At 46.1% G+C, this 25,178-nt stretch carries 25 protein-coding genes and 2 pseudogenes; 20 read left to right on the forward strand and 7 right to left on the reverse strand.

Annotation, left to right across the window (positions count from 1 at the left end; all coding sequences use genetic code 11):
* Positions 1-55: 55 nt before the first annotated feature.
* On the reverse strand, positions 56-637 hold the full coding sequence (locus tag WC7_RS22715; protein ID WP_016151523.1) for an inovirus-type Gp2 protein: 582 nt from the start codon (positions 635-637) through the stop codon (positions 56-58).
* A 900-nt stretch (positions 638-1,537) separates the two neighbouring features.
* On the opposite strand from WC7_RS22715, the gene WC7_RS22705 reads away from it, so the two are divergent.
* The 14 genes from WC7_RS22705 to WC7_RS22640 all read left to right on the forward strand — a co-directional run bounded on the left by WC7_RS22705 (position 1,538) and on the right by WC7_RS22640 (position 12,208).
* A protein-coding gene (locus WC7_RS22705; protein WP_112150150.1) for an IS3 family transposase occupies positions 1,538-2,688 on the forward strand; the annotation gives its coding sequence in 2 pieces (ribosomal slippage) (positions 1,538-1,796 and positions 1,796-2,688; 1,152 coding nt in all).
* 350 nt (positions 2,689-3,038) lie between these two features.
* On the forward strand, positions 3,039-4,181 hold the full coding sequence (locus WC7_RS22700) for a hypothetical protein (protein WP_016151526.1): 1,143 nt from the start codon (positions 3,039-3,041) through the stop codon (positions 4,179-4,181).
* A 124-nt stretch (positions 4,182-4,305) separates the two neighbouring features.
* On the forward strand, positions 4,306-5,169 hold the full coding sequence (locus WC7_RS22695) for a GTPase family protein (RefSeq protein ID WP_016151527.1): 864 nt from the start codon (positions 4,306-4,308) through the stop codon (positions 5,167-5,169).
* 92 nt (positions 5,170-5,261) lie between these two features.
* Positions 5,262-6,095 (forward strand): DUF932 domain-containing protein, encoded by an 834-nt coding sequence (locus WC7_RS22690; protein ID WP_016151528.1) that lies wholly within the window; start codon positions 5,262-5,264, stop codon positions 6,093-6,095.
* A gap of 201 nt (positions 6,096-6,296) precedes the next feature.
* Positions 6,297-7,001, forward strand: a complete 705-nt coding sequence (locus WC7_RS22685; protein ID WP_016151529.1) for a WYL domain-containing protein — start codon at positions 6,297-6,299, stop codon at positions 6,999-7,001.
* On the forward strand, positions 6,998-7,612 hold the full coding sequence (locus WC7_RS22680; RefSeq protein ID WP_016151530.1) for a hypothetical protein: 615 nt from the start codon (positions 6,998-7,000) through the stop codon (positions 7,610-7,612). The genes WC7_RS22685 and WC7_RS22680 overlap by 4 nt, the downstream gene beginning before the upstream one ends.
* An 88-nt stretch (positions 7,613-7,700) precedes the next feature.
* Positions 7,701-8,111, forward strand: coding sequence for a hypothetical protein (locus WC7_RS22675; RefSeq protein ID WP_016151531.1), 411 nt, complete (start codon positions 7,701-7,703; stop codon positions 8,109-8,111).
* Between the two features lie 77 nt (positions 8,112-8,188).
* Complete coding sequence (locus WC7_RS22670; RefSeq protein WP_016151532.1) at positions 8,189-8,428, forward strand: DUF905 domain-containing protein; 240 nt, start codon at positions 8,189-8,191, stop codon at positions 8,426-8,428.
* Positions 8,429-8,522: 94 nt separating this feature from the next.
* Positions 8,523-8,981 carry an antirestriction protein gene (locus tag WC7_RS22665; RefSeq protein WP_016151533.1) on the forward strand — a complete coding sequence of 153 codons (459 nt, stop codon included), beginning with the start codon at positions 8,523-8,525 and terminating at the stop codon, positions 8,979-8,981.
* A gap of 8 nt (positions 8,982-8,989) precedes the next feature.
* Complete coding sequence (gene radC / locus WC7_RS22660; RefSeq protein WP_016151534.1) at positions 8,990-9,472, forward strand: RadC family protein; 483 nt, start codon at positions 8,990-8,992, stop codon at positions 9,470-9,472.
* A gap of 8 nt (positions 9,473-9,480) precedes the next feature.
* Positions 9,481-9,702: a DUF987 domain-containing protein gene (locus tag WC7_RS22655; RefSeq protein ID WP_016151535.1), complete on the forward strand. Its 222-nt coding sequence runs from the start codon at positions 9,481-9,483 to the stop codon at positions 9,700-9,702.
* A gap of 18 nt (positions 9,703-9,720) precedes the next feature.
* Positions 9,721-10,041 (forward strand): type IV toxin-antitoxin system YeeU family antitoxin, encoded by a 321-nt coding sequence (locus WC7_RS22650; RefSeq protein WP_016151536.1) that lies wholly within the window; start codon positions 9,721-9,723, stop codon positions 10,039-10,041.
* Between the two features lie 20 nt (positions 10,042-10,061).
* Positions 10,062-10,403, forward strand: coding sequence for a TA system toxin CbtA family protein (locus tag WC7_RS22645; protein ID WP_016151537.1), 342 nt, complete (start codon positions 10,062-10,064; stop codon positions 10,401-10,403).
* A gap of 527 nt (positions 10,404-10,930) precedes the next feature.
* Complete coding sequence (locus tag WC7_RS22640) at positions 10,931-12,208, forward strand: tyrosine-type recombinase/integrase (RefSeq protein ID WP_016151538.1); 1,278 nt, start codon at positions 10,931-10,933, stop codon at positions 12,206-12,208.
* Between the two features lie 39 nt (positions 12,209-12,247).
* On the opposite strand, the gene dsr2 is transcribed toward WC7_RS22640, so the two are convergent.
* Positions 12,248-15,895 carry an anti-phage defense-associated sirtuin Dsr2 gene (gene dsr2 / locus WC7_RS22635; protein WP_016151539.1) on the reverse strand — a complete coding sequence of 1,216 codons (3,648 nt, stop codon included), beginning with the start codon at positions 15,893-15,895 and terminating at the stop codon, positions 12,248-12,250.
* A gap of 196 nt (positions 15,896-16,091) precedes the next feature.
* Between dsr2 and WC7_RS26285 the strand changes: the two genes are divergently transcribed.
* A protein-coding gene (locus tag WC7_RS26285; protein WP_155849769.1) for an IS3 family transposase occupies positions 16,092-17,203 on the forward strand; the annotation gives its coding sequence in 2 pieces (ribosomal slippage) (positions 16,092-16,353 and positions 16,353-17,203; 1,113 coding nt in all).
* A 23-nt stretch (positions 17,204-17,226) separates the two neighbouring features.
* On the opposite strand, the pseudogene WC7_RS25025 reads toward WC7_RS26285, so the two are convergent.
* From WC7_RS25025 to WC7_RS22620, 4 genes and pseudogenes are all read right to left on the reverse strand, one after another.
* Positions 17,227-17,310: pseudogene (locus tag WC7_RS25025) on the reverse strand (phage polarity suppression protein); the annotation flags it as partial.
* A gap of 15 nt (positions 17,311-17,325) precedes the next feature.
* Positions 17,326-17,491, reverse strand: a pseudogene (locus tag WC7_RS25030) (ogr/Delta-like zinc finger family protein).
* Positions 17,492-17,532: 41 nt separating this feature from the next.
* Positions 17,533-18,624 (reverse strand): hypothetical protein, encoded by a 1,092-nt coding sequence (locus WC7_RS22625; RefSeq protein ID WP_155849770.1) that lies wholly within the window; start codon positions 18,622-18,624, stop codon positions 17,533-17,535.
* 126 nt (positions 18,625-18,750) lie between these two features.
* The gene (locus WC7_RS22620) at positions 18,751-19,623 is read right to left on the reverse strand and encodes a phosphorothioated DNA-binding restriction endonuclease (protein WP_032946835.1); all 873 of its coding nucleotides are present in this window, start codon (positions 19,621-19,623) and stop codon (positions 18,751-18,753) included.
* A gap of 258 nt (positions 19,624-19,881) precedes the next feature.
* Here WC7_RS22620 and WC7_RS22615 point away from each other — a divergent pair, with 258 nt between their 5' ends.
* From WC7_RS22615 to WC7_RS22605, 3 genes are read left to right on the forward strand one after another with little or no spacing between them, the layout of a single operon-like run.
* On the forward strand, positions 19,882-20,331 hold the full coding sequence (locus WC7_RS22615; protein ID WP_016151543.1) for an STM2901 family protein: 450 nt from the start codon (positions 19,882-19,884) through the stop codon (positions 20,329-20,331).
* A complete protein-coding gene (locus WC7_RS22610) occupies positions 20,325-20,651 on the forward strand; it encodes a DUF1493 family protein (protein ID WP_016151544.1) in 327 nt (108 codons plus the stop codon). The genes WC7_RS22615 and WC7_RS22610 overlap by 7 nt, the downstream gene beginning before the upstream one ends.
* Positions 20,652-20,669: 18 nt before the next feature.
* Positions 20,670-21,155, forward strand: a complete 486-nt coding sequence (locus tag WC7_RS22605) for an Hcp family type VI secretion system effector (protein ID WP_016151545.1) — start codon at positions 20,670-20,672, stop codon at positions 21,153-21,155.
* Positions 21,156-21,212: 57 nt separating this feature from the next.
* On the opposite strand, the gene symE is transcribed toward WC7_RS22605, so the two are convergent.
* Entirely contained in the window at positions 21,213-21,575 is a 363-nt protein-coding gene (symE, locus tag WC7_RS22600; protein WP_016151546.1) for an endoribonuclease SymE, read from the reverse strand.
* Between the two features lie 778 nt (positions 21,576-22,353).
* On the opposite strand from symE, the gene WC7_RS22595 reads away from it, so the two are divergent.
* Positions 22,354-23,724: a tyrosine phenol-lyase gene (locus WC7_RS22595; RefSeq protein ID WP_016151547.1), complete on the forward strand. Its 1,371-nt coding sequence runs from the start codon at positions 22,354-22,356 to the stop codon at positions 23,722-23,724.
* Positions 23,725-23,912: 188 nt separating this feature from the next.
* A complete protein-coding gene (locus tag WC7_RS22590) occupies positions 23,913-25,178 on the forward strand; it encodes an aromatic amino acid transporter (RefSeq protein ID WP_016151548.1) in 1,266 nt (421 codons plus the stop codon).

The raw sequence follows: 25,178 nt of genomic DNA on the forward strand, positions 1-25,178 counted from the left end.
TTACTGCTGCCCTCTCCGGCATAGCAACCGGTGGTGCTGTAAAAAAGTCGTTATATTATTTGCCCTTTCTGGGGCGGCCTTGTCTGGCTGGTTCAGGAACCTCATTACATCCCCAAATCAGATTTCCGTTCTTCTGGGATTCTTTCGTCAGATAGCTGGCAATACGTCTCAGGCTATTAACGCCTTCGTCGTTGTCATAACCAACTACGTTATTGATATCGTCCTGGTAGTAGTCCTTCGGTTTGCAACGTTCGTATTTCCCTTCGCCGTTAGTTATCTTCAGCCACAATTCACCAGTCTGTTGAATAAACGGAAATGACTTCTGATGCTTCTGCCCTTTAAGATAAAAAATGGCATGAGCATGGATAGCATTTGTCTTTGTCCATTCCAACACCCAGAAACAACCACAGAGTTGAGGCATTTGCATTACAGCCAGGGTTAACTCCCGGAGGTCATCCTGTATCTCAAATGAAGAATTACGAATGAATCGGTTGGTACCTCGCTGATAATCAAAATCCATTCGAAACGCCAGTATTTTAGAGTGACGCATCAGAATCTGATTAAGATGGTGATTGATCATATTCAGGAGGAAATCATTTGGGGTGATTTTTTTAAAATGTGGGTAATGTCTTTGCATTGTTTTATTCCTTTGAATGAGTACAAAGGAACAGCAGGAACTGTTTTTTTTGTAATACAACCGGGAATGTTACCTACCTGGCTAATCCAGTTCATTACTATCAGCAATGTGCTATCCCCTGGTGGGATAGTTGTTATATGCTGAGATCTACTTCCCTATAATACCAATTAACCTTAATTATCAAAAATGCGTTTAAGAACTAGAATACTGCAACGATTTATAACCGGGATATGAAGAGTTTAACGTTATCGAAAGGGGGGCCAGTTCGTAAGGTATGACTGGCGCTCTTGTGATAAGCGGATGTCGGAAACCATATTGACGAGGGAGGTTATTCCGCAAGCAATGTGAAGCACCACTGTAGCAATTCGACGCTCCAACTTATCGACCACATAAAGCACATGCTGAAGGCGGAGCTCTGGCTCAACATCATTCAGTTTGCACGTACCGGCCAGACTGAAGCGAGAGCAATATTGGGGCTCCCACATCAATATCGCCAACACGATTCTCTGATGGCTCCATTTAACCAGAACCCCATATCGGAAGGTTATTCCACAGGTGACGCCGAGTGTTTCCGGTGAAACTGCGGGTAATGGTGGTTATGTCACTACCCGGTATACGTTTACCTCTGTCAGTTGAAAATACCCACCGTTCTGCCAACAGAGATGAGCAGTGGTTGACTACCGTGAAATAATCGGAGCAAAGCATGGTGTATCACAGCGATGACCGGCACCCGTGACGGGTTGTGAATTGCTGCTGTTCTCTCCGGCATAGGTACCGGTGCAGTTGTAAAAAAGCGGTAGAGATCATTTGTAGCTTTGTTTGGCTAGGCGAGTTGATTGATCCTACCCACGAATAGTGGACACACGACTAAGTGAGTAAACTCTCAACCAGAGGTGACTCATGACAAAATCAGCATCAACCAATAAGAAGCCCCGCAAACAGCACACGCCTGAATTCCGTAACGAAGCCCTGAAGCTTGCGGAACGTATCGGTGTTGCTGCCGCTGCCCGGGAACTCAGCCTGTACGAATCCCAGCTCTACGCATGGCGCAGTAAGATTAACAATGCCCGCAGCTCTTCCGAACGTGAGCAGGAAATGTCCGTTGAAATTGCCCGCCTCAAACGCCAACTGGCTGAACGGGACGAGGAGCTGGCTATCCTCCAAAAGGCCGCGACATACTTCGCGAAGCGCCTGAAATGAAGTATGTCTTCATCGAAAATCATCGGGCTGAGTTCAGCGTCAAAGCCATGTGCCGGGTACTGCGGGTCGCCCGCAGCGGCTGGTATGCGTGGCGTCTGCGTCGTCAGCAGATAACACCACGTCAGCAGTTCCGACTCGTCTGTGATACTGCTGTCCGTAAGGCATTCACTGAGGCAAAACAGCGTTATGGTGCACCTCGTCTCGCTGACGAACTGCCTGAGTACAACGTCAAAACCATTGCCGCCAGCCTGCGACGTCAGGGACTTCGAGCAAAGGCTGCCCGGAAGTTCAGCCCGGTCAGCTACAGAGAACATGGCCTTCCAGTGTCTGAAAATCTGCTGAAACAGGATTTTTACGCGAGTGGCCCGAATCAGAAGTGGGCAGGAGACATCACGTATCTTCGCACCGACGAGGGCTGGCTGTACCTCGCGGTGGTGATTGACCTGTGGTCGCGGGCTGTCATCGGTTGGTCGATGTCGTCGCGGATGACAGCGCAGCTGGCCTGCGATGCGCTACAGATGGCACTCTGGCGACGTAAGCGACCGGGAAATGTCATTGTCCATACAGATCGCGGCGGGCAATACTGTTCGGCGGACTATCAGGCGCTGCTGAAGCGGCATAATCTGCACGGTAGCATGAGTGCCAAAGGATGTTGTTACGACAATGCCTGCGCGGAAAGCTTCTTCCACTCGCTGAAGGTGGAATGTATCCACGGGGAACGCTTTATCAGCCGGGAAATCATGCGGACGACGGTGTTTAATTATATCGAGTGTGATTACAATCGGTGGCGTCGTCACAGTGCGTGTGGCGGTCTCAGCCCGGAACAGTTTGAAAACCAGAACCTCGCTTAGGGCCGTGTCCACATTACGTGGGTAGGATCAGATGAAGCCGCTCCATTACATGTCAGATTCAGTGACCTGTAGCCTGCACTACGTGAGAAAGACGATTACTTGTAACGTTTTTTTGCCTAACAGTATTAATGCCTGCATTGATATAGCATTACTCTGTCTATTTATCACATAAGTTGCTTGTAACTCATTGATTTTTTATTTTTACCATCTAAATTTAACCTACGATTTTACTACGTTTTTATTTTGTTTTTTATGTGATTTTAAATCAATTATTAGTCATTATTTCTATTGTTTTTTTACGATTTCAATACGTAAAATAATCAAACTAAATCACAATAATTGGTGAAAAAATGAACGAATACAGAAAGGAGTGCGTTGAAGAAAGCCGAGCATGGGAAAAAGAGCGTGCCGAAAAAGAGCGCATCAGGCTCGAAAAGCAATCTTCAGAAAAGTACGCATGGTTGAAAAACAAGCTGAAGTGGTTAAATAAAGAACCAAGGGCTGCATTTTTTTTCTTTTTTTCCCTGGGGATTAATTTCCAAAAATCCAGAAGTGACAGCGTTGTGCCGAAGGCTGAAAACTATGCTGATCCATTATCAGCAGAGGCTCTCGGAACCAAATCACTTAAAATGGCTATTGATAAAACACCGGTTCGGCAACCAGAAGAAAGGGCTACGATTGGTGGGATCACTCCGGATTTCGATTTTAATTTTCACCAGGACAAATCTGAATCAGATGCACATGAGATACTGGAGGTACAAGAAACATCAGAAAAGAACAGTTTGATGAAGACAACACCCAGCACTCAAGAAAATCTGAAAGAAGATATAAATGAAATCATTAAAAAATTGAATGCTTCCAGATTGGATAATAAACCTGCCAATGGGGTTTCCTTCCCTCACTTTGCCCAATATTTTACAGGCGTAGAAGATATTCCTGATTATATCATAAAGACTCTTTCTCGCTTCGATATAGAGAAAGTTATTATTTTTATAAAAGAAACTAAAGACGCATGGGTAAGCGTTCAGGAGGAATTTCAACAGGCTTTTTCATGGGTGGATATTAAAAATGAACAACAGTGCTTTTGGGTTTGGAATACCATGAAGGATAAGGGTGTTTGCCCTCCAATTAATCCACTTAATAATTTTCAGCGCTGGCACTTTATCTGCGCAACCTTCGATTTATGGCAGGGATGGACGAATGAACAGCTGGATGAACTAACGAGAGGTCATAAAAAAATAAGTCCTCAACGCCTTGAGTTAAAGTCATCACTTTGCCCTCCAGGGAAGCATAAGGCAGTCTTGATGGACGAACTGGAAAAAGCATGGGCACTGAAACTATTTCGCAAAAAGAAAAAAGAACATCAGGCAGTTCTGAAACTCCCGGCTAAAATAAAAAAGAAACTCACGAGGCTTTCAGAGAAATACGAGATTTCTGAGTTGGATATGATGGCCCTGCTTATTGAAAGTGAGTGTGTCAGGAATGACCTGTAGAAAGTAAAATGCTTTTGTTTATTTAAAAAGAATTCAAATATATATCATCTCCCTGAACATACCTCATTAACGGCAGAACCTAACGATTCTGCCGTTTTTTGTTTTCTTTATCTCAGGAGATGTCATGAAAAATCAGGAAGGCCTGCAGCCCCTGCAGCAATCGCTTTCTGGCCTGCCACAGTGGGCGTCGGAGCGTATTCTGCAGCAGATAAACCAGCTTACTCACTACGAACCAGTGATCGGCATTATGGGTAAAACTGGGGCGGGAAAGAGCAGCCTGTGCAATGCCCTGTTTGCTGGTGAGGTGTCGCCGGTCAGCGATGTGGCGGCCTGTACCCGTGACCCCCTGCGCTTTCGTTTGCAGGTTGGCGAGCGCTTTATGACTATTGTTGACTTGCCTGGTGTAGGTGAAAGCGAAAGTCGTGATGCGGAATATGCCACGCTGTACCGGCAACAGCTTCCCCGGCTCGACCTGGTACTGTGGCTGATTAAGGCTGATGACCGGGCGCTGGTGGTGGATGAACATTTTTACCGGCAGGTGATTGGTGAGGCATACCGGCATAAGGTGCTGTTTGTTATCAGTCAGTCGGATAAAGTCGAGCCCGTCAACGGTGGAAATCCCCTGTCCACAGAGCAGAAACAAAATATCAGCCGAAAAATCTGTCTGCTGCATGAGCTGTTCCAGCCCGTGCATCCGGTGTGCTCAGTGTCGGTTCGTCTGCAATGGGGGCTTCGGGTAATGGCTGAACGGATGATCCGTTGCCTGCCACGCGAGGCCAGCAGTCCGGTAGCGGTACAGCTCAGTGCTTCACTTCGTACCGATGCCGTTAATAAAAAAGCCTGTGACGATTTTGGGGAAACGGTAGGCTCGGTACTGGACACAATAAGTTCCCTGCCCATGATACCGTCCCCGGTTCGGACCATCATTCAGGCTGTACGCGATACCGTGGTATCGGTCGCCCGTGCCGTCTGGAATTTCTTCTTCTGAATTCTTAGTAACTTAACCCGTTATTTCCTGAGCTCTGTCGCCTGTGCGACAGGGCTTTCTTTTATTATTTTCCCGTTATGAGGAGTCTGCATATGACCCGTCTGGCTTCGCGCTTTGGCGCAGCAAACCTTATTCGTCGTGACCGTCCGTTAACCCGTGAAGAGTTGTTTCGGGTGGTGCCCAGTGTGTTCAGTGAGGACAAACACGCGTCCCGCAGTGAGCGGTATACCTACATTCCCACCATCACCCTGCTCGACAGCCTGCAACGCGAAGGCTTTCAGCCGTTCTTTGCCTGTCAGACTCGCGTTCGTGACCCCGATCGCCGTGAGCATACAAAGCATATGTTACGCCTGCGCCGGGAGGGACAAATCACCGGCAAACAGGTACCGGAAATCATTCTGCTCAACTCTCATGATGGTACAAGTTCGTACCAGATGCTGCCGGGGTTATTTCGTGCGGTCTGTGCGAATGGGCTCGTCTGTGGTGAGTCGTTTGGCGAGGTGCGGGTGCCGCATAAAGGAGATGTGGTGAGTCAGGTGATTGAAGGGGCGTATGAGGTGCTGGGGATTTTTGACCGTGTGGAGGAAAAGCGGGATGCCATGCAGTCGCTGATGCTACCACCACATGCACAGCAGGCCCTGGCACAGGCCGCGCTGACGTACCGCTTTGGTGAGGACCACCAGCCTGTTACCCCGACACAGATACTTTCCCCACGCCGCTGGCAGGATGAGAGCAATGACCTGTGGACCACATACCAGCGTATTCAGGAGAACCTGATTAAAGGTGGGCTTAGCGGACGTAGTGCAAAAGGCGGGCGAACGCATACCCGTGCAGTGCGCGGTATCGATGGCGACGTGAAGCTTAACCGTGCGCTGTGGGTGATGGTAGAAACGATGCTCAGCGGGTTTCAGACAAACAAATACTAGCTCCGGATTAATGCGGACATCACCTGTCCGTTCACTGCTCAATTCACAGGCAACTTTTCCTCTGACTGGACACGAAGCCGCATTCTGATTGCATTCGGCCGGCTAAAAAAATACAGCTTCTGCTGTCCATATCCTGTCCATCCCTCTCGTTACACTAATCACTTAATTTTCAGTCCATTAACAGGATGGAGAATGCCTCTCATGTCTCAGACTGAGCGCCGCCATGAGCGCCTTGCGGTCCGCTTGTCGCTGATTATCAGCCGCCTTGTGGCGGGAGAAACGCTGATTATGCAGAAGCTGGCCGTCGAGTTTGGCGTGTCAGTTCGCACGCTGCGTAGGGATTTTCGCGAGCGGCTGGCCTATCTCGACCTGGAGTTCCGTGACGGACAGTGCCGCCTACTGTCCGGTAGTCGCCAGCGGGAGTTGGCAGTGCAGACCTTCGTGCGCCACTCCGGCGTGGAGGCGCTCTTTCCGGATATCGACAACCAGCTGGTTACCTCCCTGTTGAGTGCCAGTGAATCTCCCTGCCTTATCTGGCATAGCGCTACCTCCCGGGTACTGGCACGGCCTGAAGTGTTTACACGACTGGTTCGCGCTATCACCGAACACCGTCGGGTGACGCTGTTGGTTGAGGGTGGTCGTTACTCCGGGCTGGCTCCTTACCGCCTGGTTTGCAGCGACGGCTGCTGGTACCTGACAGGTGAACTCGGGGGGCATATAACGGTTTTCCCGCTGGGTGATATTCATACGGTTACCTTCCACCCGGCACTGTTCGTGCCGGATGCACGGGTGCGTAACCTGCTGTCACATCCCGATTTTCTTCGCGTATTACCTCACTTTCAGACTTTCCACTCACTGCTCGTTGTCAGTGACGACGGGTTTTCACCTCAAAAGGAACAGATATGAAATTACTTACTACCACGGCGCTGGCGCTCAGTCTGTGCGCGGGTACCGTTTTACCAGTAGCCGCTGAAAATGTCGTAGGGACGGTTAAGGCCTGGCAATACATGCAAGCTGACGGCTGGAAATCAGCCGATGGTCTGGACAATCACACCCTCAGCAATGCGCTCTACGGTGCCAGAGTCATTGATAATTACCCCTGGACCCGGCAGTTTCTGCTGCGGATGGGATACAACGGAGGCTATTTTCTCGCTGACAAAAACACCAAAACGGTACGCAAACTTACACTCAAAACGGCCAGTGGTTCCCCCGCCGATTTGACATCCGTGTACCAGGGTGAGGGTAAGGCGTGTGGGTTCACTCTGATTGATACCCAGGCCTCGCTGCTGGACGAGGCGCAACAGAGATCAGGTGGTACAGATAATCCGACAGAAGCGTTGAACCATGCCCGGTCTACCTACGTTCCGAAAGCCCTGCTGGTCGTGCCTGATAATTGCGTCAATCCAAAACAACAGGCCGCGCTGGCGGCTAAGCGTTCTCAAAAAGACCGCGAACTGCAGCAGTGGGTGGCAAAGCAAAGCATGGCTGAACTGTGCCGCCGTACTGGTAACTGCTGAGAATCTGGTTACAGGCGTTCTAAATTACATCAGATGCCTGGCAAATATATCGGGTGTATAGGACACCCATTAATTCAGGAAGAATGCCATGTTAAGAATTATCACCTCAGCCATACCCGCTCTCATTCTGTCACTCGCCACCTTCAGTACCGGTGCCGCGCAGCTTCCGGCTAGCCTGATGGACAAAGACAATCCCGGCGAGGAGTACTGGTGCCAGGGGAACGACATCAACACCTCCATGTGCTCACTGACAGGAGTCAGTGATGACCGTAAGTTTGCCCTGATTCAGGACCTGCCGGGTCCGGCCTGTGAGGACTTAAGCTTCGGGGTTATCGACCTGGTGCGCCAGACCGGTGTTAACGTTCCTTATGACGGCGGCGACTGTAAGGGGGATGTGAAGGCTGGTTTTGTGCGTGGCTCGAAAGATAATGCTCTGTATGTGAAGATTGTCCGGGGCAGCAAAACCCTGCGACTGTATAAGGTACAAACCGGTTACTGACAATCTCCCCACACCCGCATACTCCCACAGCCCCTGACGCGTCTGCGTCAGGGGCTTTTGCTTTTAAGGTACACCGAATGCCTGAATCTCAATTACTTCCGTCGGGTTCATTCACTCGCCAGCAGGCCGAAGCTGTTACCCGCCGGTATCACAACATCGCCATTGAAGACGACCAGGGCAGTCACTTCCGTCTGGTGGTTCGCGACCCCGAAGGCCGGATGGTCTGGCGGGCGTGGAACTTTGAACCGGATGCCGGTACGGCCCTCAACCGGTATATCGGGCAGGATGGCATTTGCAGAGCATTATCCACCGACTGACTGCAGTCATTTACCGGCATACATTTCAGCCCCAGATTACCCCATCTCATACGCCAGCCATCGCCGCTGGCGTTTTTATTGACGGAGAACATCCATGACGACACAAACTCAATGCGAATTGATGCCCGCTAATGAACCTCAATTTGACCTTACTGCAACACCAGTACCTGACGAGCAGCGTCTCGATTTTTGGTCGCTGTACTTTGGCGCTATCCCGCAGTGGATAACGCTGGAGCCACGGATTTTCACCTGGATGGACCGCTTCTGTGATGAGTACAGCGGTGGTATCTGGTCCTTTTACACGCTCAGCAATGGTGGAGCGTTTATGGCCCCCGATGCTGACAGTGACGATAAATGGCATCTGTTCAACAGCATGAACGGCAATGGTGCTGTGATGAGCGCGGAAGCTGCAGGTATCGCTGTCTGCCTGATTGAATACAGTCATCACGCCTGTCGCACCGAATGCGATGCCATGACGGAGCACTATTACCGCTTGCGGGATTACGCTCTGCAGCACCCTGAATCCAGCGCCATTCTGCGCATTATTGATTAAGGATACTCATGATGGAACAGTCCCTTATTCCACTTGGATCGGCACTTCCACTTGCCGCACAACGCACGGTAAAACGCGCATTAACGCTGCTTGACCGACACCTGCGCGAAACAGGCGTGGCATTCACCTCCACCCAGGCTGCCCGTGACTGGCTGAAGCTGAAAATGGCGGGGCTGGAGCGTGAAGAATTTATGGTGATGTATCTGAATCAGCAGAACCAGTTGATTGCCCACGAAACCCTGTTTGCCGGTTCCATCAGCAGCACCGAGGTACATCCCCGTGAGGTAGTCAAACGCGCCCTGTATTTCAATGCAGCAGCAGTGATACTGGCGCATAACCACCCCTCGGGCGACATCGCACCCAGCCAGGCAGATAAAGCCATCACGCAGCGTCTGATGCAGGCGCTCCAGCTCGTTGATATCCGTGTGCCTGACCACCTTATCGTCGGTGGTACGAAGATATTGTCTTTCGCTGAACACGGTCTACTTTGAGGCATTACATGAAAATTATCAGTAAACGGCGGGCGATGACGATTTACCGTCAGCATCCGGCCTCACGCATTTTTCGATACTGCACCGGCAGATACCAGTGGCACGGCAGTGTCTGTCATTACACCGGTCAGGTAGTCCCTGACATTCCCGGTGTGCTGGCGGTATACGCCGAACGCCGCCAGGACCGCAACGGACCTTATGCCTGTCTGATGAGTATCACCCTGAACTGACAATAAAGGAGAAACCGGATGAGAAGTAATGTTACATGGGGACTGCTGCGGGATATCACGCCGCGTCTGGGAGCTCGTCTGGTACAGGAGGGCAACCAGCTGCACTATCTGGCTGACCGGTCCAGTATTACCGGTAAGTTCAGTGGCGTCGAATGCCTGAAGCTGGATGAGGCATTTTCGCATTTTATCAGTCAGATGGAATCGATGCTTACCACTGGTGAAATGAATCCTCGCCACGCCCACTGCGTCACCCTGTACCACAATGGTTTCACCTGCGAAGCCGATACCCTTGGCAGTTGCGGCTACGTATACATCGTCGTCTACTCCACTCAACGCTAACTAATTTCCCGAGAGCAAACATGAAAACTCTACCTGCAACGACTCCGCAGGCGGCGAAGCCCTGTCTGTCGCCCGTGTCTGTCTGGCAAATGTTACTGACGCGCCTGCTGGAACAGCACTATGGCCTGACACTAAACGACACGCCATTCAGTGATGAAACAGTTATTAAGGAACATATCGATGCCGGTATCACCTTGGCTGATGCGGTCAACTTTTTGGTGGAAAAGTATGAGCTGGTTCGTATCGATCGCAAAGGATTTAGCTGGCAGGAACAATCCCCTTATCTTCGGGCTGTCGATATCCTGCGGGCACGACAGGCAACTGGCTTGCTACAAAGAAGCTGTAATAACTCTGCATTGTGAATATTGCGAACTTTCTTCCCGATTTACACAGCCGATCTTTGTTCCTTGTTTATTCATTACACAATGCACCTGCCGGTATTGGGTACGTTTGCTTTTATACGGAAAAAATACCATGCAAACTGAAGCTGAAGTTTTAACCGACCGAAACATTATCCGGAAATGCTACCTTCCGATCATAAAAGCGCCCCTGGCTGAAATGGTGCTATCGGGTATAATCACAACGCCATCTTTGAGTTGGTTCATGTGCGCATTAAGCGCTGATTTTTGAAAGAAAATAGCTGAGTATATAACTGAGTATATATCGTCAGTTCATTAACAATTAATCACTTGTAATTCAGTTGATTAACTTTGAAAGGCGAGTCCGGCCTTCGCACCATTAGTACTTCCAAGGCCATCCGAGAAAGTCCAATTATCCCTTTAAAATCAATGCTTGCAGCGATTTTTACGTCCTGAGTCGTCCGAGGTTGTCCGTTGAAATCCGGATGTCATTGGGGGCATCTTAACTTCGATTAGAAATGTACCCCCAAATGAAGCTCAACGCCAGACAGGTCGAGACCGCAAAGCCAAAAGACAAAACCTACAAAATGGCCGATGGCGGCGGTTTGTATCTGGAGGTTTCGGCTAAGGGTTCTAAATACTGGCGCATGAAATACAGACGCCCCTCAGACAAAAAAGAGGATCGCCTCGCTTTTGGTGTTTGGCCTACTGTGACGCTTGCTCAGGCGAGAGCAAAGCGCGATGAAGCCAAAAAGCTGTTAGTGCAGGGCATTGATCCAAAAGCCGAACAGAAAGAGGCTCAGGCCGAGAACTCGGGGGCATATACTTTCGAAACTATCGCTCGTGAATGGCATGCTAGTAATAAGCGTTGGAGTGAAGACCATCGATCGCGCGTTCTTCGCTATCTTGAGCTTTATATCTTCCCCCACATCGGCTCGTCCGACATTCGCCAGCTCAAAACCAGCCAGCTGTTAGCCCCGATTAAAAAAGTTGATGCCAGTGGTAAGCATGATGTCGCGCAGCGTCTTCAGCAGCGTGTCACGGCCATTATGCGTTATGCCGTACAGAACGATTACATCGACTCGAACCCGGCTAGCGATATGGCTGGTGCGTTATCGACAACCAAAGCACGACACTATCCAACTCTACCTCCCAGCCGTTTCCCTGAATTTCTGGCACGCCTTGCGGCATATCGTGGTCGTGTAATGACACGGATCGCTGTCGAGCTTTCCTTACTAACTTTTGTGCGTTCCAGTAAATTACGTTTCGCGCGCTGGGATGAGTTCGACCTCGATAAATCTCTTTGGCGTATACCGGCAAAGCGAGAAGAAATTAAGGGTGTGCGTTACTCGTACCGGGGCATGAAGATGAAAGAGGAGCATATCGTTCCTCTCAGTCGACAGGCGATGATTTTGTTAGAGCAGCTTAAGCAGATTAGTGGTGATAAAGAGCTGCTTTTTCCGGGTGATCATGATGCAACTAAAGTTATGAGTGAGAACACAGTAAACAGTGCATTGCGCTCGATGGGATATGACACGAAAACTGAGGTCTGCGGGCATGGGTTTAGGACGATGGCGCGTGGCGCGCTCGGTGAGTCAGGGTTATGGAGTGACGACGCGATAGAGCGACAGCTGAGCCATTCAGAGCGTAATAATGTACGTGCAGCTTATATTCACACTTCAGAGCATTTAGATGAGCGCAGGTTGATGGTGCAGTGGTGGGCTGATTATCTTGATGCAAATCAAGTGCGTTATATAGGACCTTATGATTTTGCAAAATCTGTAAATAAAGCAGATGAAAACTTATAGATTTAAAAATTTGGCTGCATATATATGCAGCCAGTTATATTAATAAATATTAGAGATCCAAGCGTTTCTAATCTCTTCGAATTCATCTGATGACGTGCAATGATCTCTCCATTCTCTAAGGATGAGCGGGATTTCTTTTCCTAGATTCATGCTCTCGCTATATAAATATGATGCAAGTTTAGCTGCGCTTACTTTCTTTTCCAGATGATCCAAGAATGATTCGTTGCTATCTCCGAGTTCACTATCCGACTTAAGTATGTTATTGAGTCCGGCGAGCATGTCGTCGATAAAACAATTGTCTAAATTAATTTTTTTACGTTTAATTATATCAAGGGCAATGATTAAAGTTTCTTGAACACATGGGCCACGATTCCAACATATTTTTTGGCTAATTAGCGATAGAAATTGGGTAATGTCAATATCTTGGTCTAATAAAATATACATTGATTCTATCGCATCAATCACAGGTTCTTCATTTAATTGATAGAACTGTTTCTTTAAGCCAGAAAAAAGTTCTGGCAAAGGTGTGTTATTAATTATAGATAGGGTAGTGAGTGCTCTGCCAACGGGCACTCCTCTGCTTTGCATATCCAACATTAGTGAGCCAACTTCTCTTTTTGTGTCTTCATTTATTAACTGATTATGTTCTTTTAGAATCACGGTGACTATATTTGTAATGTTTTTAAATCGCTTCACAAATTCTTTAAGTACTTCATCTTTTTTATCAAGCCAGTGTTTTTCGGAATAATACCATTCAATTAATTTTGAAATGATTGTCTGTATCTCATTCTTTGAGAAAGTTATATGAGAAAGTGCCCCTACTAATTCATTACAGTAATGTGAAATGCCACCTGTTAAAGATACGCCATTCTCAATTTGTCTAGGGAATGAAAACTGCTTGATTAAATGCATTATTTTTTCAGTAACGTCTTCTCCATCAGGTTTTAAATCATCAATAAAGAAAAAACAATAATATCCTGATTCTTTAGGGAAGCCATATTCATCTTGTTTAGACCATAGTGCTTTGATTAGTCTTTTCTCATCGGATTTATTCAACATGCCGAGTTTATATAAAGTAATTAATTTTGTTGAAGAGATACGTCTGACCTGTTCGTCATCGCTGTTTATCTCGGCAATATTTCTTGCAATTTTTATAGACGGTATTTTCTTGCTTTCAATACTATTTGATTTTTTGACATTTGTAATGCTAATTATTAATCCGAATGGATTTATGAAATTATATTTCTGAAAGTGCCTGATATTTTCGTTTAAGGGTTTGGACGGGAACTCTACAAAGGCAGGAATTAACTGTAGTTTTTGCTCAAGGCTCAGGTTGTTTATTGTTCGTGTTAAAAGGTTTTTTGTATAATCATACCCGGAAAATTCTTTCGCATTATATAATGTGCATAATAAAGATATTACCTTCTCTTTTCTATTGAATGAGACTTTTGTTACTAATCGAGAAAGTATTTCAGGTGTCATTTTTAGCATAGAAACTTCAATATCTAAAGAATTGGCTAATTTATCGTTTAATTGTTTTGCTGCTATGTTTTCATATTTTAAAATATATTTGTCGAATTGAAGTTCTGCGTTAGTTCTTCCCATTATTGACAAGTTGGTTCTATTTAATATCGCCTCAAAATTCTTTTCACTAAATACGCGTAGCACAGTAAATATTGACCAGTGCGGGCAATGCTTATAGATATTTTTTGCAGCATTTACTGCTGATTTTCCAAATATGGTCATTTGGGGAATGTGGAATGGCAATCCTATGCTCTCAGCTAATAGTAAAAAATTGAAAGCACTAAGAGCTGTGGTATCAATGGCCCCGGTACCAAAATGAGTTGTTTTTGTCCTTCGACCTAGATCAAAGTCAGAGTTGGACTTTGAGGTGTCGTATTCTAAACTAGATTCAAGTCTGATTTCGAGGTATTTAAATTCATTATCGGGATCGCAACGATATTGGGAAAGATAAGCTAGGCGAGAACGATATTTTTTTGATAGATCCTCCTCTTCGTTATTTTCAGAAAAAGACCACGAGTGCTTAAACATTCTGAGTATAAAAATAACATATGCTTCCTGTGAAGCACTTGAATAGTTATTGTTTTTAGAGGGGGATAAGCTATTCCGTCTAATGATAGAAAGCGATTCTTCAAGAATTGTTATAGCTTCTTCAAGCATGCCAAATTCAGCTAATAAACCTGCTCGCTTTACTTCGTGATAAGGTAACTGTTTACTCGCTTCCCAATTGTTTATTTTCGCTCTGGCCTCATCGAAATTCAAAAGATAGTATGATTGAAGGATGTTCTCATATTCATACTCAGCACGTGTTTCTGGTGTTAGATTTTTAATATGAGTATTTATAATGAGGCTTAGCTCATTCCATTTGCTATCTAATGATTCTTGTCTGCAATATTTCAAAAGACCTATGATTATATAAGGTAATTTGGCATTGACATCCTTTTCCTCATGAACTGCCGTTTTTTCCTTCGAAAATAAAAGGGGTTTATATCTATTAACTATATTAAAAAAGAGGTTTGCAACATCATCGAAGATTGGAAATAAACATTTATTAATTCGCCATAACAGTTCAAAAGAAAAGTTCAAATCAAGGTGTTCTTCCCAGATTTTATCTTTTGAACATATGTGAAGCCAGTCTATAGTGTTACTCCAAAGTTTTCTCCTATTATCTTCAGGTGCTATTATCCATTGTGGATAATTTATTCTGGTTTGCGTCCAAGCTGAAATACAATCGGATAATTTATTCTTAATTACCTCGTCTGAATCATTGTGGTTAATTCTTTCATTATAATCATTGACTGGCCAATCAAACTGGTTGTCAGAACCTTTACATTGAATTAAAAAATCAATAAAACGCTCATGTGCTGCATAATGATTACCTTCAAAGTCGTCAAGCAAACTTAAATCTACTATAACTATGTTTCTTTTTTCTAAAAGCTTTCTCTGCGCCTCGTTGAAAGAAAATAATCCAATCATAAATATTTTGGGGGAGTTTTCAGTTCCTAGGTTATCTCTAATCCAACCAATCCAGTTTAAAAAGTTAGGATCATCTCCAGAGAATCCGATGAGACATAAAGTATTTTCAATTAAAGATTGCTGCACTGTATTTACGAATGGCGAGTTATCTATAGGGTATCGTCTATAATCTTCTTCGGTTATAATAAATGGACGTTCAGAAGGGAAGCTGCCATGAAGTTTTATGATTCTTGGTCTTTCTGCATTTATTAGATCATTTTTGTTGAAGACAAAATCATATTTCCTGGAATCAACAAACACACACGCTCTTTCCAATAATGAATCATAGTTTGTTGTGAAAACATCAACCCAAGGCAAGGATAAAAGTGACGAATGCAACTTAGATGGTTCGTACTCTTTATCAGGTACATTCTCTAATATTAACTTATCTAAAGTTGCGCGACCAAAAGCTGCTTGAACTTCATCACCTAACTTCAAAACATTTGAATATTTATTAATATTTTGATCACAGTAGACTTTTTCATAAAATATATCTCCTAAATCATTCCACATAGGGAATGGCCTGGATGCACCACTTAAAGGCTGCGCATTGCGGCTGAAACCGGCTCCAACCAACACAGCTGCATGTCCTTCCCACAATCGAGAAGCTATATTTTTAAGGAGGGGTATGATTTTACTATTATTTGACATAAATCAATCCATGTTAGTCATCTGATAAGTGATGAGATTATTTTCATTTTTAAGTTAGTGCAATCGTGATCGATGAAAAATCAAAATATCGATAACTATCTTAGCGCGCAATGCTATTGCAAGTATCCCGCATAATCGAGCCATTCACATTTAGAGATCCTCCGGCATAATCAATCTGCCAACGAAGGAGATCGCTATGCGTAAAGCCCGTTTTACTGAGCATCAGATCATCGCTGTGATTAAGTCGGTTGAAGCTGGACGAACCGTTAAAGATGTCTGCCGGGAGGCCGGTATCTCTGAAGCCACCTACTATAACTGGAAGTCCAGATACGGCGGCATGGAGGCTTCTGATATTAAAAAGATCAAGGATCTTGAGGACGAGAATCGGCGTCTCAAACAGATGTTTGCCGACCTGAGCCTTGAGAACCGGGCGCTGAAAGACGTTATCGAAAAAAAGCTTTAAAACCAGCCTGTAAGCGTGCGCTGGTCACTCATCTGATAACGACGTTCGGACTCAGTATCCGTCAGGCCTGCCGGAGTCTGAACCTGAGCAGAACGGTTTACCATTACCGTCCGGACACCACGCGTGACGAACCCGTTATTGTCACGTTGCAGGCAGTGGCAGAGCGATATCCACGATACGGTTTTCCGAAACTTTTTCAGGTTCTGAGGCGGCAGGGACACCCGTGGAATCACAAAAGGATCCACCGTATTTACTGTCTGCTGAAGCTGAACTTTCGTCGTAAGGGCAAACAGCGGTTGCCGGTGCGTAATCCCTCGCCACTGGCCACACCTGAAGCGCTGAACCAGAGCTGGTCTGTCGACTTTATGCATGATGCCCTGATCTGTGGCCGTCGTTTTCGCACGTTCAATGTCGTTGATGACTTTAACCGTGAGGCGTTGTCGATTGAAATCGATCTGAATCTGCCAGCTCAGCGAGTGGTCCGTGTACTCGACAGGATCGCGGCAAATCGCGGGTATCCGGTCATGCTGCGCATGGATAATGGTCCGGAATTTATCTCTCTGGCACTGGCTGAATGGGCAGAGAAACATGCAGTAAAACTGGAATTTATCCAGCCAGGTAAGCCGGCGCAGAACGCTTTCATTGAGCGCTTTAACCGGACATACCGTACAGAAATACTCGATTTTTATCTGTTCAGAACGCTGAATGAAGTGCGGGAAATCACGGAGAAATGGTTATCAGAATATAACTGTGAACGGCCGCATGAATCACTGAACAATATGACGCCGGAGGAATACCGACAACACTATTATTTGGCCGGGATCTCAAAAAATGCATGGAACTAAAACGGGTCTATTTACACAAGGTCTGCCAGTTCGGCTTTACGTTTCAGCCATGTGTTTTTGTTCGTCTGACAGGCCTCAAAGGCCTGCTGTAATGTCACAGTGGTCACGTGTCTCTCTCCTGATTAATGCCGGAACGGCGAGCTGTAGCAGCCCTGTACTTTACGCGGCGGCGGTGGCATCACCGGCGCGGGAGGGCTCCGGCGCAGCACGTATCACACCGTCAACCGACTCGATGGTGCGGAAAGTGGCCGAACACTCGATATTGGTACACTGGTGATAATATAGCAACCCACCATAGGTAGGTTGCTACATCTCTATCCCTGAGGTGCTCATCTATTATTCTTTACATCTGTGACTTTCATTGATGTCTCAAGGTTATTCTGGATTAATATGCAATTACCTGTGTCCATAGAGCCAGATTTTTCTTTCACAAATGAGTTTAATCTTGTATTAACATACTCATTCATTAACTGATGTGTTCTTTCGGGGCAAACAAATGTAAAATTATTGTTTTGCACTACAGGGTATCCTTGAATCCAAATTTCGTTTTGACTTGTTTCTTTGATTCCCCAGTTATTTTTCAACCATTCTGATGGGAAGTTATTTTTATTGATTTTATACCAAAACATAATATCACTACGTAGACCTGAGAATGATATAGTGTAGTTGTTTAACTTAATAAGTATTCCAGGTGTCATTACACCAATGAAATATATGCTGATTATGATGATTGTTGTTATTATTCGTGCAGCACTTTCCTTTTTTCTCCCTTTTTGTTTATTTAAGATCCCATCACATGCAATTAATGGCATATATATTATGATAAGATAAACAAACAAAATTAAAATCTTAGCTAGTCGATCTATGCCAGATAAAGCGGTATTATTATAAATTATTGATATAATTATAAATGTGGGTATGTTTATTATAAAACCTTTGATGAGTGCAAATATATTAATTTTAAGTTTATTATGTAGGGCCGTATAAAGAAAGTAACAAATATAAAATGCAGTGATGAAGATAAAAAAACCTGTAGTATATAATACGTCAGTGGAGCCTATGATTGACAGTAAAAGACCAATCGTTATTGTTTGATAGATCGTTATTTTTGAATCTTTGTCTTTAGATATTGCACAAAGCCAATAAAAAATAATTGTAGGCATTAAAATAAAGAATAGAAATAGTATTAAAATCAAACACATTGATGCAAAAATAGCTAGGAGCGTGGATGGACTAGCAAGGAATGAAGGAAGAAGGTTTAATTTCCCAATGCGGGAAAGATATATCCAGATGTTAATAAATCCTATGACGGCTGATAATAAACTAAGATGAGGCAGATGCGGTAGTACTGATTTTAGTAATTCCTTTATTTTTTGTTGTTCTGTTTTGCTTCTTTTATTTTTAAAGGTTGTCATACTCATTTTGTCCTTAAAATTTATTTTGGTAATAAATATGCATGTTTATTGTATTTTTTTAAAATTGTAATAATTTCCCATATTAAAATAACGTATTATTGATATTTATCAGGGAAAAAGAAGGTATGCAAATCACCCTCTAAACACCTCCTTCCTGTGCCACTCTACAAACCCTTCTTTTGGATAATTCTCGCGCATCATTGGCAGCGCTATCGATTTACCGTCGAAATCCCAGAACAGTCTGCCCACCATGCCGCTGCCATTCACTGCGGGTGACACCTGAACCCGCATACTCTCATCCAGCCCAATCGAACCTTTATCAAAGGCTTTATGGTGGATTGCACACAGCGCCAGTCCGTTTGAAATCTCGCACGGGCCACCATGCTGTTTCCATTTGATATGGGCCGCTTCAAGCGCAACTGAAGTGCTGTCGTGGCGCATATTGAAGCCACAAATGGCGCATTCATAGTTATAAGCACGCAGAACCTGCTGGCGGAACAACGGGTCCCGCTGTTTGCGGATTTGCAGGATATCAAACCCCAGTTCATCCGCGATTTCTTCCTGAATGCTTTCGGTGAAGTGCGCCTCGAGGATTTGCTGTGCCAGGGTGTTGATGAGGTTTTTGCTCTTTTTCAGCAGAGTAAAATGTTGTTCATCAAAGCCTCCGGCAACGTTATGCGTCACCAGTTCTCCGGCAGGGGGCTGTTTACTGCTGCCGGATGTTGAGCACTGCTCGGCGTTTTGTAGCTCCCAGAACCCATCGCCCTGTAAGCGCCAGAAGGGCATATCCGGGCGGTACTGCGCGCGCTGTGGTCCAAATCGTTCCAGCAGGCTATGCAATGGGTCGCGAACTTCCGAACCGTAGTCAAACAGGCGACCGTGACCCTGCTGATAACCCGCCAGCACATGAAGCAGCAGCAAAGGTTTGTGCGGCGCACGCTGCCCGCCTTTACGCCAGATGGTGATGTCGGCAATTGCCTGCTGCAGGGTTTTACTGGAAGTCATTGATTTCATTATCAGGTAAATAATTGCGATGATGCTCGCAAAATATCACCTGATCAAGCAAAGACGGGTTGATGCGCTATCGACGTCACTTATTGGTATCAATTTGATAAAGCACTATGCGTGGCATGTTGTCTGACATCAACGACATCACTTTTATGTTTTCTGAAAAACACATACGCCACGGCAGTTACCGTTCCCCCACCAGGGTACGCAGGAGTACGATAAGTATGCAAATTATTGCATATCGAAGGATCTCTGATGGACACAGTAGAGGAACTTAACGGAACATACTTTTATAAAGGGGTCTGTAACATTTCTGCAGGTGAGCTATTTTTCTGGATTTTTCTCGACAAAATTGATGAACAATTTGGGGGAATTCAAGATGTGGTAACAATGTCATGTATCATTCTTGGGTTACCATTGCTGAAAACACGGGGTAAACCATATGGGGCAACACAAGGCACATCAATTGCCTCCAAATATTCTCGTGAGTTTCTTAACGTAACATTGTCCGTCAGGCTTCCTACCATCACCAATGCCAGTATCAAATATTTAAAACCAATGATGACTAACAATCTGGGGGCATTCGTTGGACGAACAATTCCTGTGATTGGTTGGGCATTACTCGCAAGTGATGTCGCCCAAATTGTCTATAAAACGGTGAATACCTACAACACCATTGCCAGAGAGGAAGATCGCGTATGGTGACGGATAACGAGGTATTAGAATTTTTTCGGGGAGAGTTATCTCTCGCGGTAACGTTTACTTTCAAGCCTATCCCGATTGAACTTGATACGCCGCTGCAAGGTTACGCTGAATGGGATGAATTACCGTATGCCATTGATGATTTTGGAGAGAAATATAACGTTGATGTTTCTGTGATTGATTTCGATGCCTATTACCCGTGGGAAAGAGAATCGGTCTATAGAAAATGGTTTACCAACGAACCCATCAAACAAGTGTCAAAACCGCTTACTGTGCGTATGTTCGCAGAATCAGCCAGAGCAGGCCGCTGGTTATATGATTGATTACAAGGAGTGTTGAAAATGGCTGTACCCGTTCATTTATTTTTAAAAGACGATGGTGGCGCGATGATTCGTGGAGGCTCGGATGTCCAGGGACGTGAAGGCAGTATTGAGTTACGTGGTTTAACACATAACCTTAGCATTCCAACCGATGGTGCCACTGGAAAGCTAACCGGCACACGCCAACATGGCCCATTTCTTTTTGACAAAGAGATCGATTCCTCCAGCCCATACCTTTACAAAGCAGTTGCGACAGGTCAGACACTTCAAAGTGCGGAACTAAAGTTCTATCACATAAACGACGCAGGCCAGGAAGTGGAATACTTTAATACCCTGCTTGAAGGTGTAAAAGTTGTATCAGTGACACCAATCGTGCATGACACACGTACGGTAACGGGAACCGGGCATTTGGAAAGCGTACAACTGCGCTATGAAAAAATCACCTGGTGTATTGTAGATGGCAATATTCAATATACCGACGCCTGGAACGAACGTACTACGGCATAACAAAGATGACGCAATACATCCTAATAAAGGCGCCCACAGGCGCCTTTAGCAAGACCGTTACCCCTTCACCGCTTTCCCCGCAATCACCCCGATAAACTCCAGCACCTGCTTTTGCTTACGCGCGGAGAGCTTTTCCACGGCGCGCAGGGATTTCATCAGTTCTGACCCTTCGGGTTCGGGCGCGCGGGCGGTTAACACAATGCAGCCTTGCATGACGCGCACATCGACGCGGGTGCCGGTGTCGAATCCGGCGGCTTTAAGCCACTGGCCCTTCATCACGATGGACGGAAACTGGACATACTTCACTGGCAAACGGCTGTAATCAGGATAACCGCTCGCATAACCCACCTTCAGGCAACGGTTATCTGCGACGTACACTTCTGGATCAAATGAAACTGCAATACAATGCGTATCAGTCATGGTGACTATTCTCCGATAATAGTTACTGCGATTAGCGATGCGGAGGTGTTGGCGCACCTTCGCATCGCGCTAATAAAACCCCTGTAAATTACCCCAGTAATTGGCGGGAAGTCCAGATGTAAATAAGATGAAATAAGCGCGATTAGCACGCTTTCGGAATAAATAGAAATCCTCTCTATCCCAATAAACATAGTATTATTCACCGTATAAATTCATTCCTGTCCCATCCTCCTGATACCTGCCATTTCCAGAAAATAACGCCCATCTGTATCAGGCCAAAAATGCGATCTAACTCACTGAAGCAAATAGAAAACTCTGAAACAACGCCGTTTTGTACACTTTGCTTTACACTTTTAGTGATGTGAATCACAAATATAAACCCGTGAAGTGATCCGACTCTCACAAAATGGGGTGTACTCATTCAGCAATACAGTATGAGCACAGCCTGGAAAGTTAAGTTTTCAGTATTTCCCCTCTCCACGGGGGCACCATCGCAAATGGCAAATCAACACGCAAAAAAAAACTTGTTGAATATGAACGGGTAAAAAAATGACGTGTGATTTGCATCACCTACATTTACAGCTTTTTAAATTATTGCCAGTGATTAATGTTGACCAGGCTATTTCCATAATCAATTAAATCTTGCATAGTGCCTCCACATTATTTCTCCCCCTGACTCAGGAGGCGAATAGTTATATTTCATCAGACTTTATTGATGAACCAGGTATGCTTTACTTCACATTAATACGTACATGACCACTGTTACTGGAGAAACAAAATGAATTATCCGGCAGAACCCTTCCGTATTAAAAGCGTTGAAACTGTATCTATGATCCCGCGTGATGAACGCCTTAAGAAAATGCAGGAAGCGGGATACAATACTTTCCTGTTAAATTCGAAAGATATTTATATTGACCTGCTGACAGACAGTGGCACTAACGCAATGAGCGACAAGCAGTGGGCCGGAATGATGATGGGTGATGAAGCCTACGCGGGCAGCGAAAACTTCTATCACCTGGAAAGAACCGTGCAGGAACTGTTTGGCTTTAAACATATTGTTCCTACTCACCAGGGGCGCGGCGCAGAAAACCTGTTATCGCAGCTGGCAATTAAACCGGGGCAATATGTTGCCGGGAATATGTATTTCACTACCACCCGTTATCACCAGGAAAAAAATGGTGCGGTGTTTGTCGATATCGTTCGTGATGAAGCGCACGATGCCGGTCTGAATATTGCTTTTAAAGGTGATATCGATCTTAAAAAATTACAAAAGCTGATTGATGAAAAAGGCGCCGAGAATATTGCCTATATTTGCCTGGCAGTCACGGTTAACCTCGCAGGCGGGCAGCCGGTCTCCATGGCTAACATGCGCGCGGTGCGTGAACTGACTGCAGCACATGGCATTAAAGTGTTCTACGACGCTACCCGCTGCGTAGAAAACGCCTACTTTATCAAAGAGCAAGAGCAGGGCTTTGAGAACAAGAGCATCGCAGAGATCGTGCATGAGATGTTCAGCTACGCCGACGGTTGCACCATGAGTGGTAAAAAAGACTGTCTGGTGAATATCGGCGGCTTCCTGTGCATGAACGATGATGAAATGTTCTCTGCTGCCAAAGAGTTAGTCGTTGTCTACGAAGGCATGCCATCTTACGGCGGCCTGGCCGGACGCGACATGGAAGCTATGGCGATTGGTCTGCGCGAAGCCATGCAGTATGAGTACATCGAGCACCGCGTGAAGCAGGTTCGCTATCTGGGCGACAAGCTGAAAGCCGCTGGTGTACCGATTGTTGAACCGGTGGGTGGTCACGCGGTATTCCTTGATGCGCGTCGCTTCTGCGAGCATCTGACGCAGGACGAGTTCCCGGCGCAAAGCCTGGCTGCCAGTATCTATGTGGAAACCGGCGTACGTAGTATGGAGCGCGGAATTATCTCTGCGGGCCGTAATAACGTGACTGGTGAACACCACAGGCCGAAACTGGAAACCGTGCGTCTGACTATTCCACGCCGCGTTTATACTTACGCGCATATGGATGTAGTGGCTGACGGTATTATTAAACTTTACCAGCACAAAGAAGATATTCGCGGGCTGAAGTTTATTTACGAGCCGAAGCAGCTCCGTTTCTTTACTGCACGCTTTGACTATATCTAAATAATAATTATGGCCCCATCTCAGGATGGGGCTTTTTTGTATTTCTTTTCCATGAACAGGAAGCCTTTGCGGTGCCCGTTACCGTGACATAACTACAAAAGTAAACCCTGACTCCGACATTTTTATTATCCGCATGATGTACAAATGACAGCTGTAATTATAACGAATAGTCTACAGGAACATTTATCATGGATATTAATGCCATTGAGCGACAGAGTAGTACCCCCGGACTGATTAGCGGAACCATGTTGGTTATCGCGACCGTAGTGGGTGGAGGGATGTTTTCCCTGCCGATTGCGATGGCTGGCGTATGGTTCCCCGGTGCGTCAGTTATTCTTCTGTTTATCGCCATCATGATGTTATTAACCGGTCTGATGCTGGTCGAAGTTAACCTGCATTATGGCGCCGGTGCCAGTTTTAATACCTTTACTCAGGATTTATTAGGCCGAAAGTGGAATATTGTGGTCGGTATCGCTTTCGGCTTTGTGCTGTATATTCTGACCTATGCCTATATCTCTGGTTCGTCGGCGGTGATGGCGCAAACCGTGTTCAAATACAGCGGCGTGCGCTTTCCGGCGAATATCTCGGTGGTGATCGTCAGTATGCTGGTCGGGGCGATTGCCTGGTACAGCTCCTTGTTGGTTGGACGTATTACTACCGTGTTGATCATCGGTAAGTTTATCGCGTTCTTTGCCACCTTCTCTGGCCTGGTGGGTCATATCGAAGTGGCGAAACTCGTCGACAGCGTGGCGGTGGCGCTGCCCAATTCGCAGTACCTGCCGTATATCCTGATGACGCTGCCGTTCTGCATTATCTCGTTTGGTTTTCACGGTAACGTGCCGAGCCTGGTGAAGCTGTATGGCACGAGCGGGATCTCAAATATTACGCGTTCGATTATCATCGGCACGCTGTTTGCCCTGCTGCTGTATATCTTCTGGCTGGGCGTCACGATGGGCAACATCAGCCGTTCCTCATTCCCGCCAATTATCGCCAAAGGCGGCAATATCGACGTGTTTGTCGAGGCTATCAGCGGGCTGTTCACCAGCCGTTATATGGATCTGATCCTGACCTTCTTCGGCAACTTTGCGGTAGCCAGTTCCCTGCTGGCGGCGACGCTTGGCCTGTTCGATTACATCGCCGACCTGTTTCACTTCCCGGATGACGGCATGGGTCGCCTGAAAACCGCGCTGGTGACCTACTTCCCGCCAGCCGCCGTGTGCTTCTTCTTCCCGAACGGGTTTGTCCACGCCATTGGTTACGCCGGTCTGGCCTTTACCATCTGGAGCGTGATCCTGCCGCCGTTCCTGGTGAAAGCGGCGCGGAAACGTTTTCCGACCGCCAGCTATACCGCGCCGTGTAATAACACCGTGCTCAATCTGGTTATTGTCTGTGGGGCGGTTGTCTATCTGACGGTTGTTCTGGACGTATTTGGTCTGCTGCCAACGTTTCGCTAG

The sequence above is a fragment of the Citrobacter sp. KTE151 genome, assembly GCF_000398845.1.
In the GTDB taxonomy this organism is placed as follows: Bacteria; Pseudomonadota; Gammaproteobacteria; order Enterobacterales; family Enterobacteriaceae; genus Citrobacter; species Citrobacter braakii.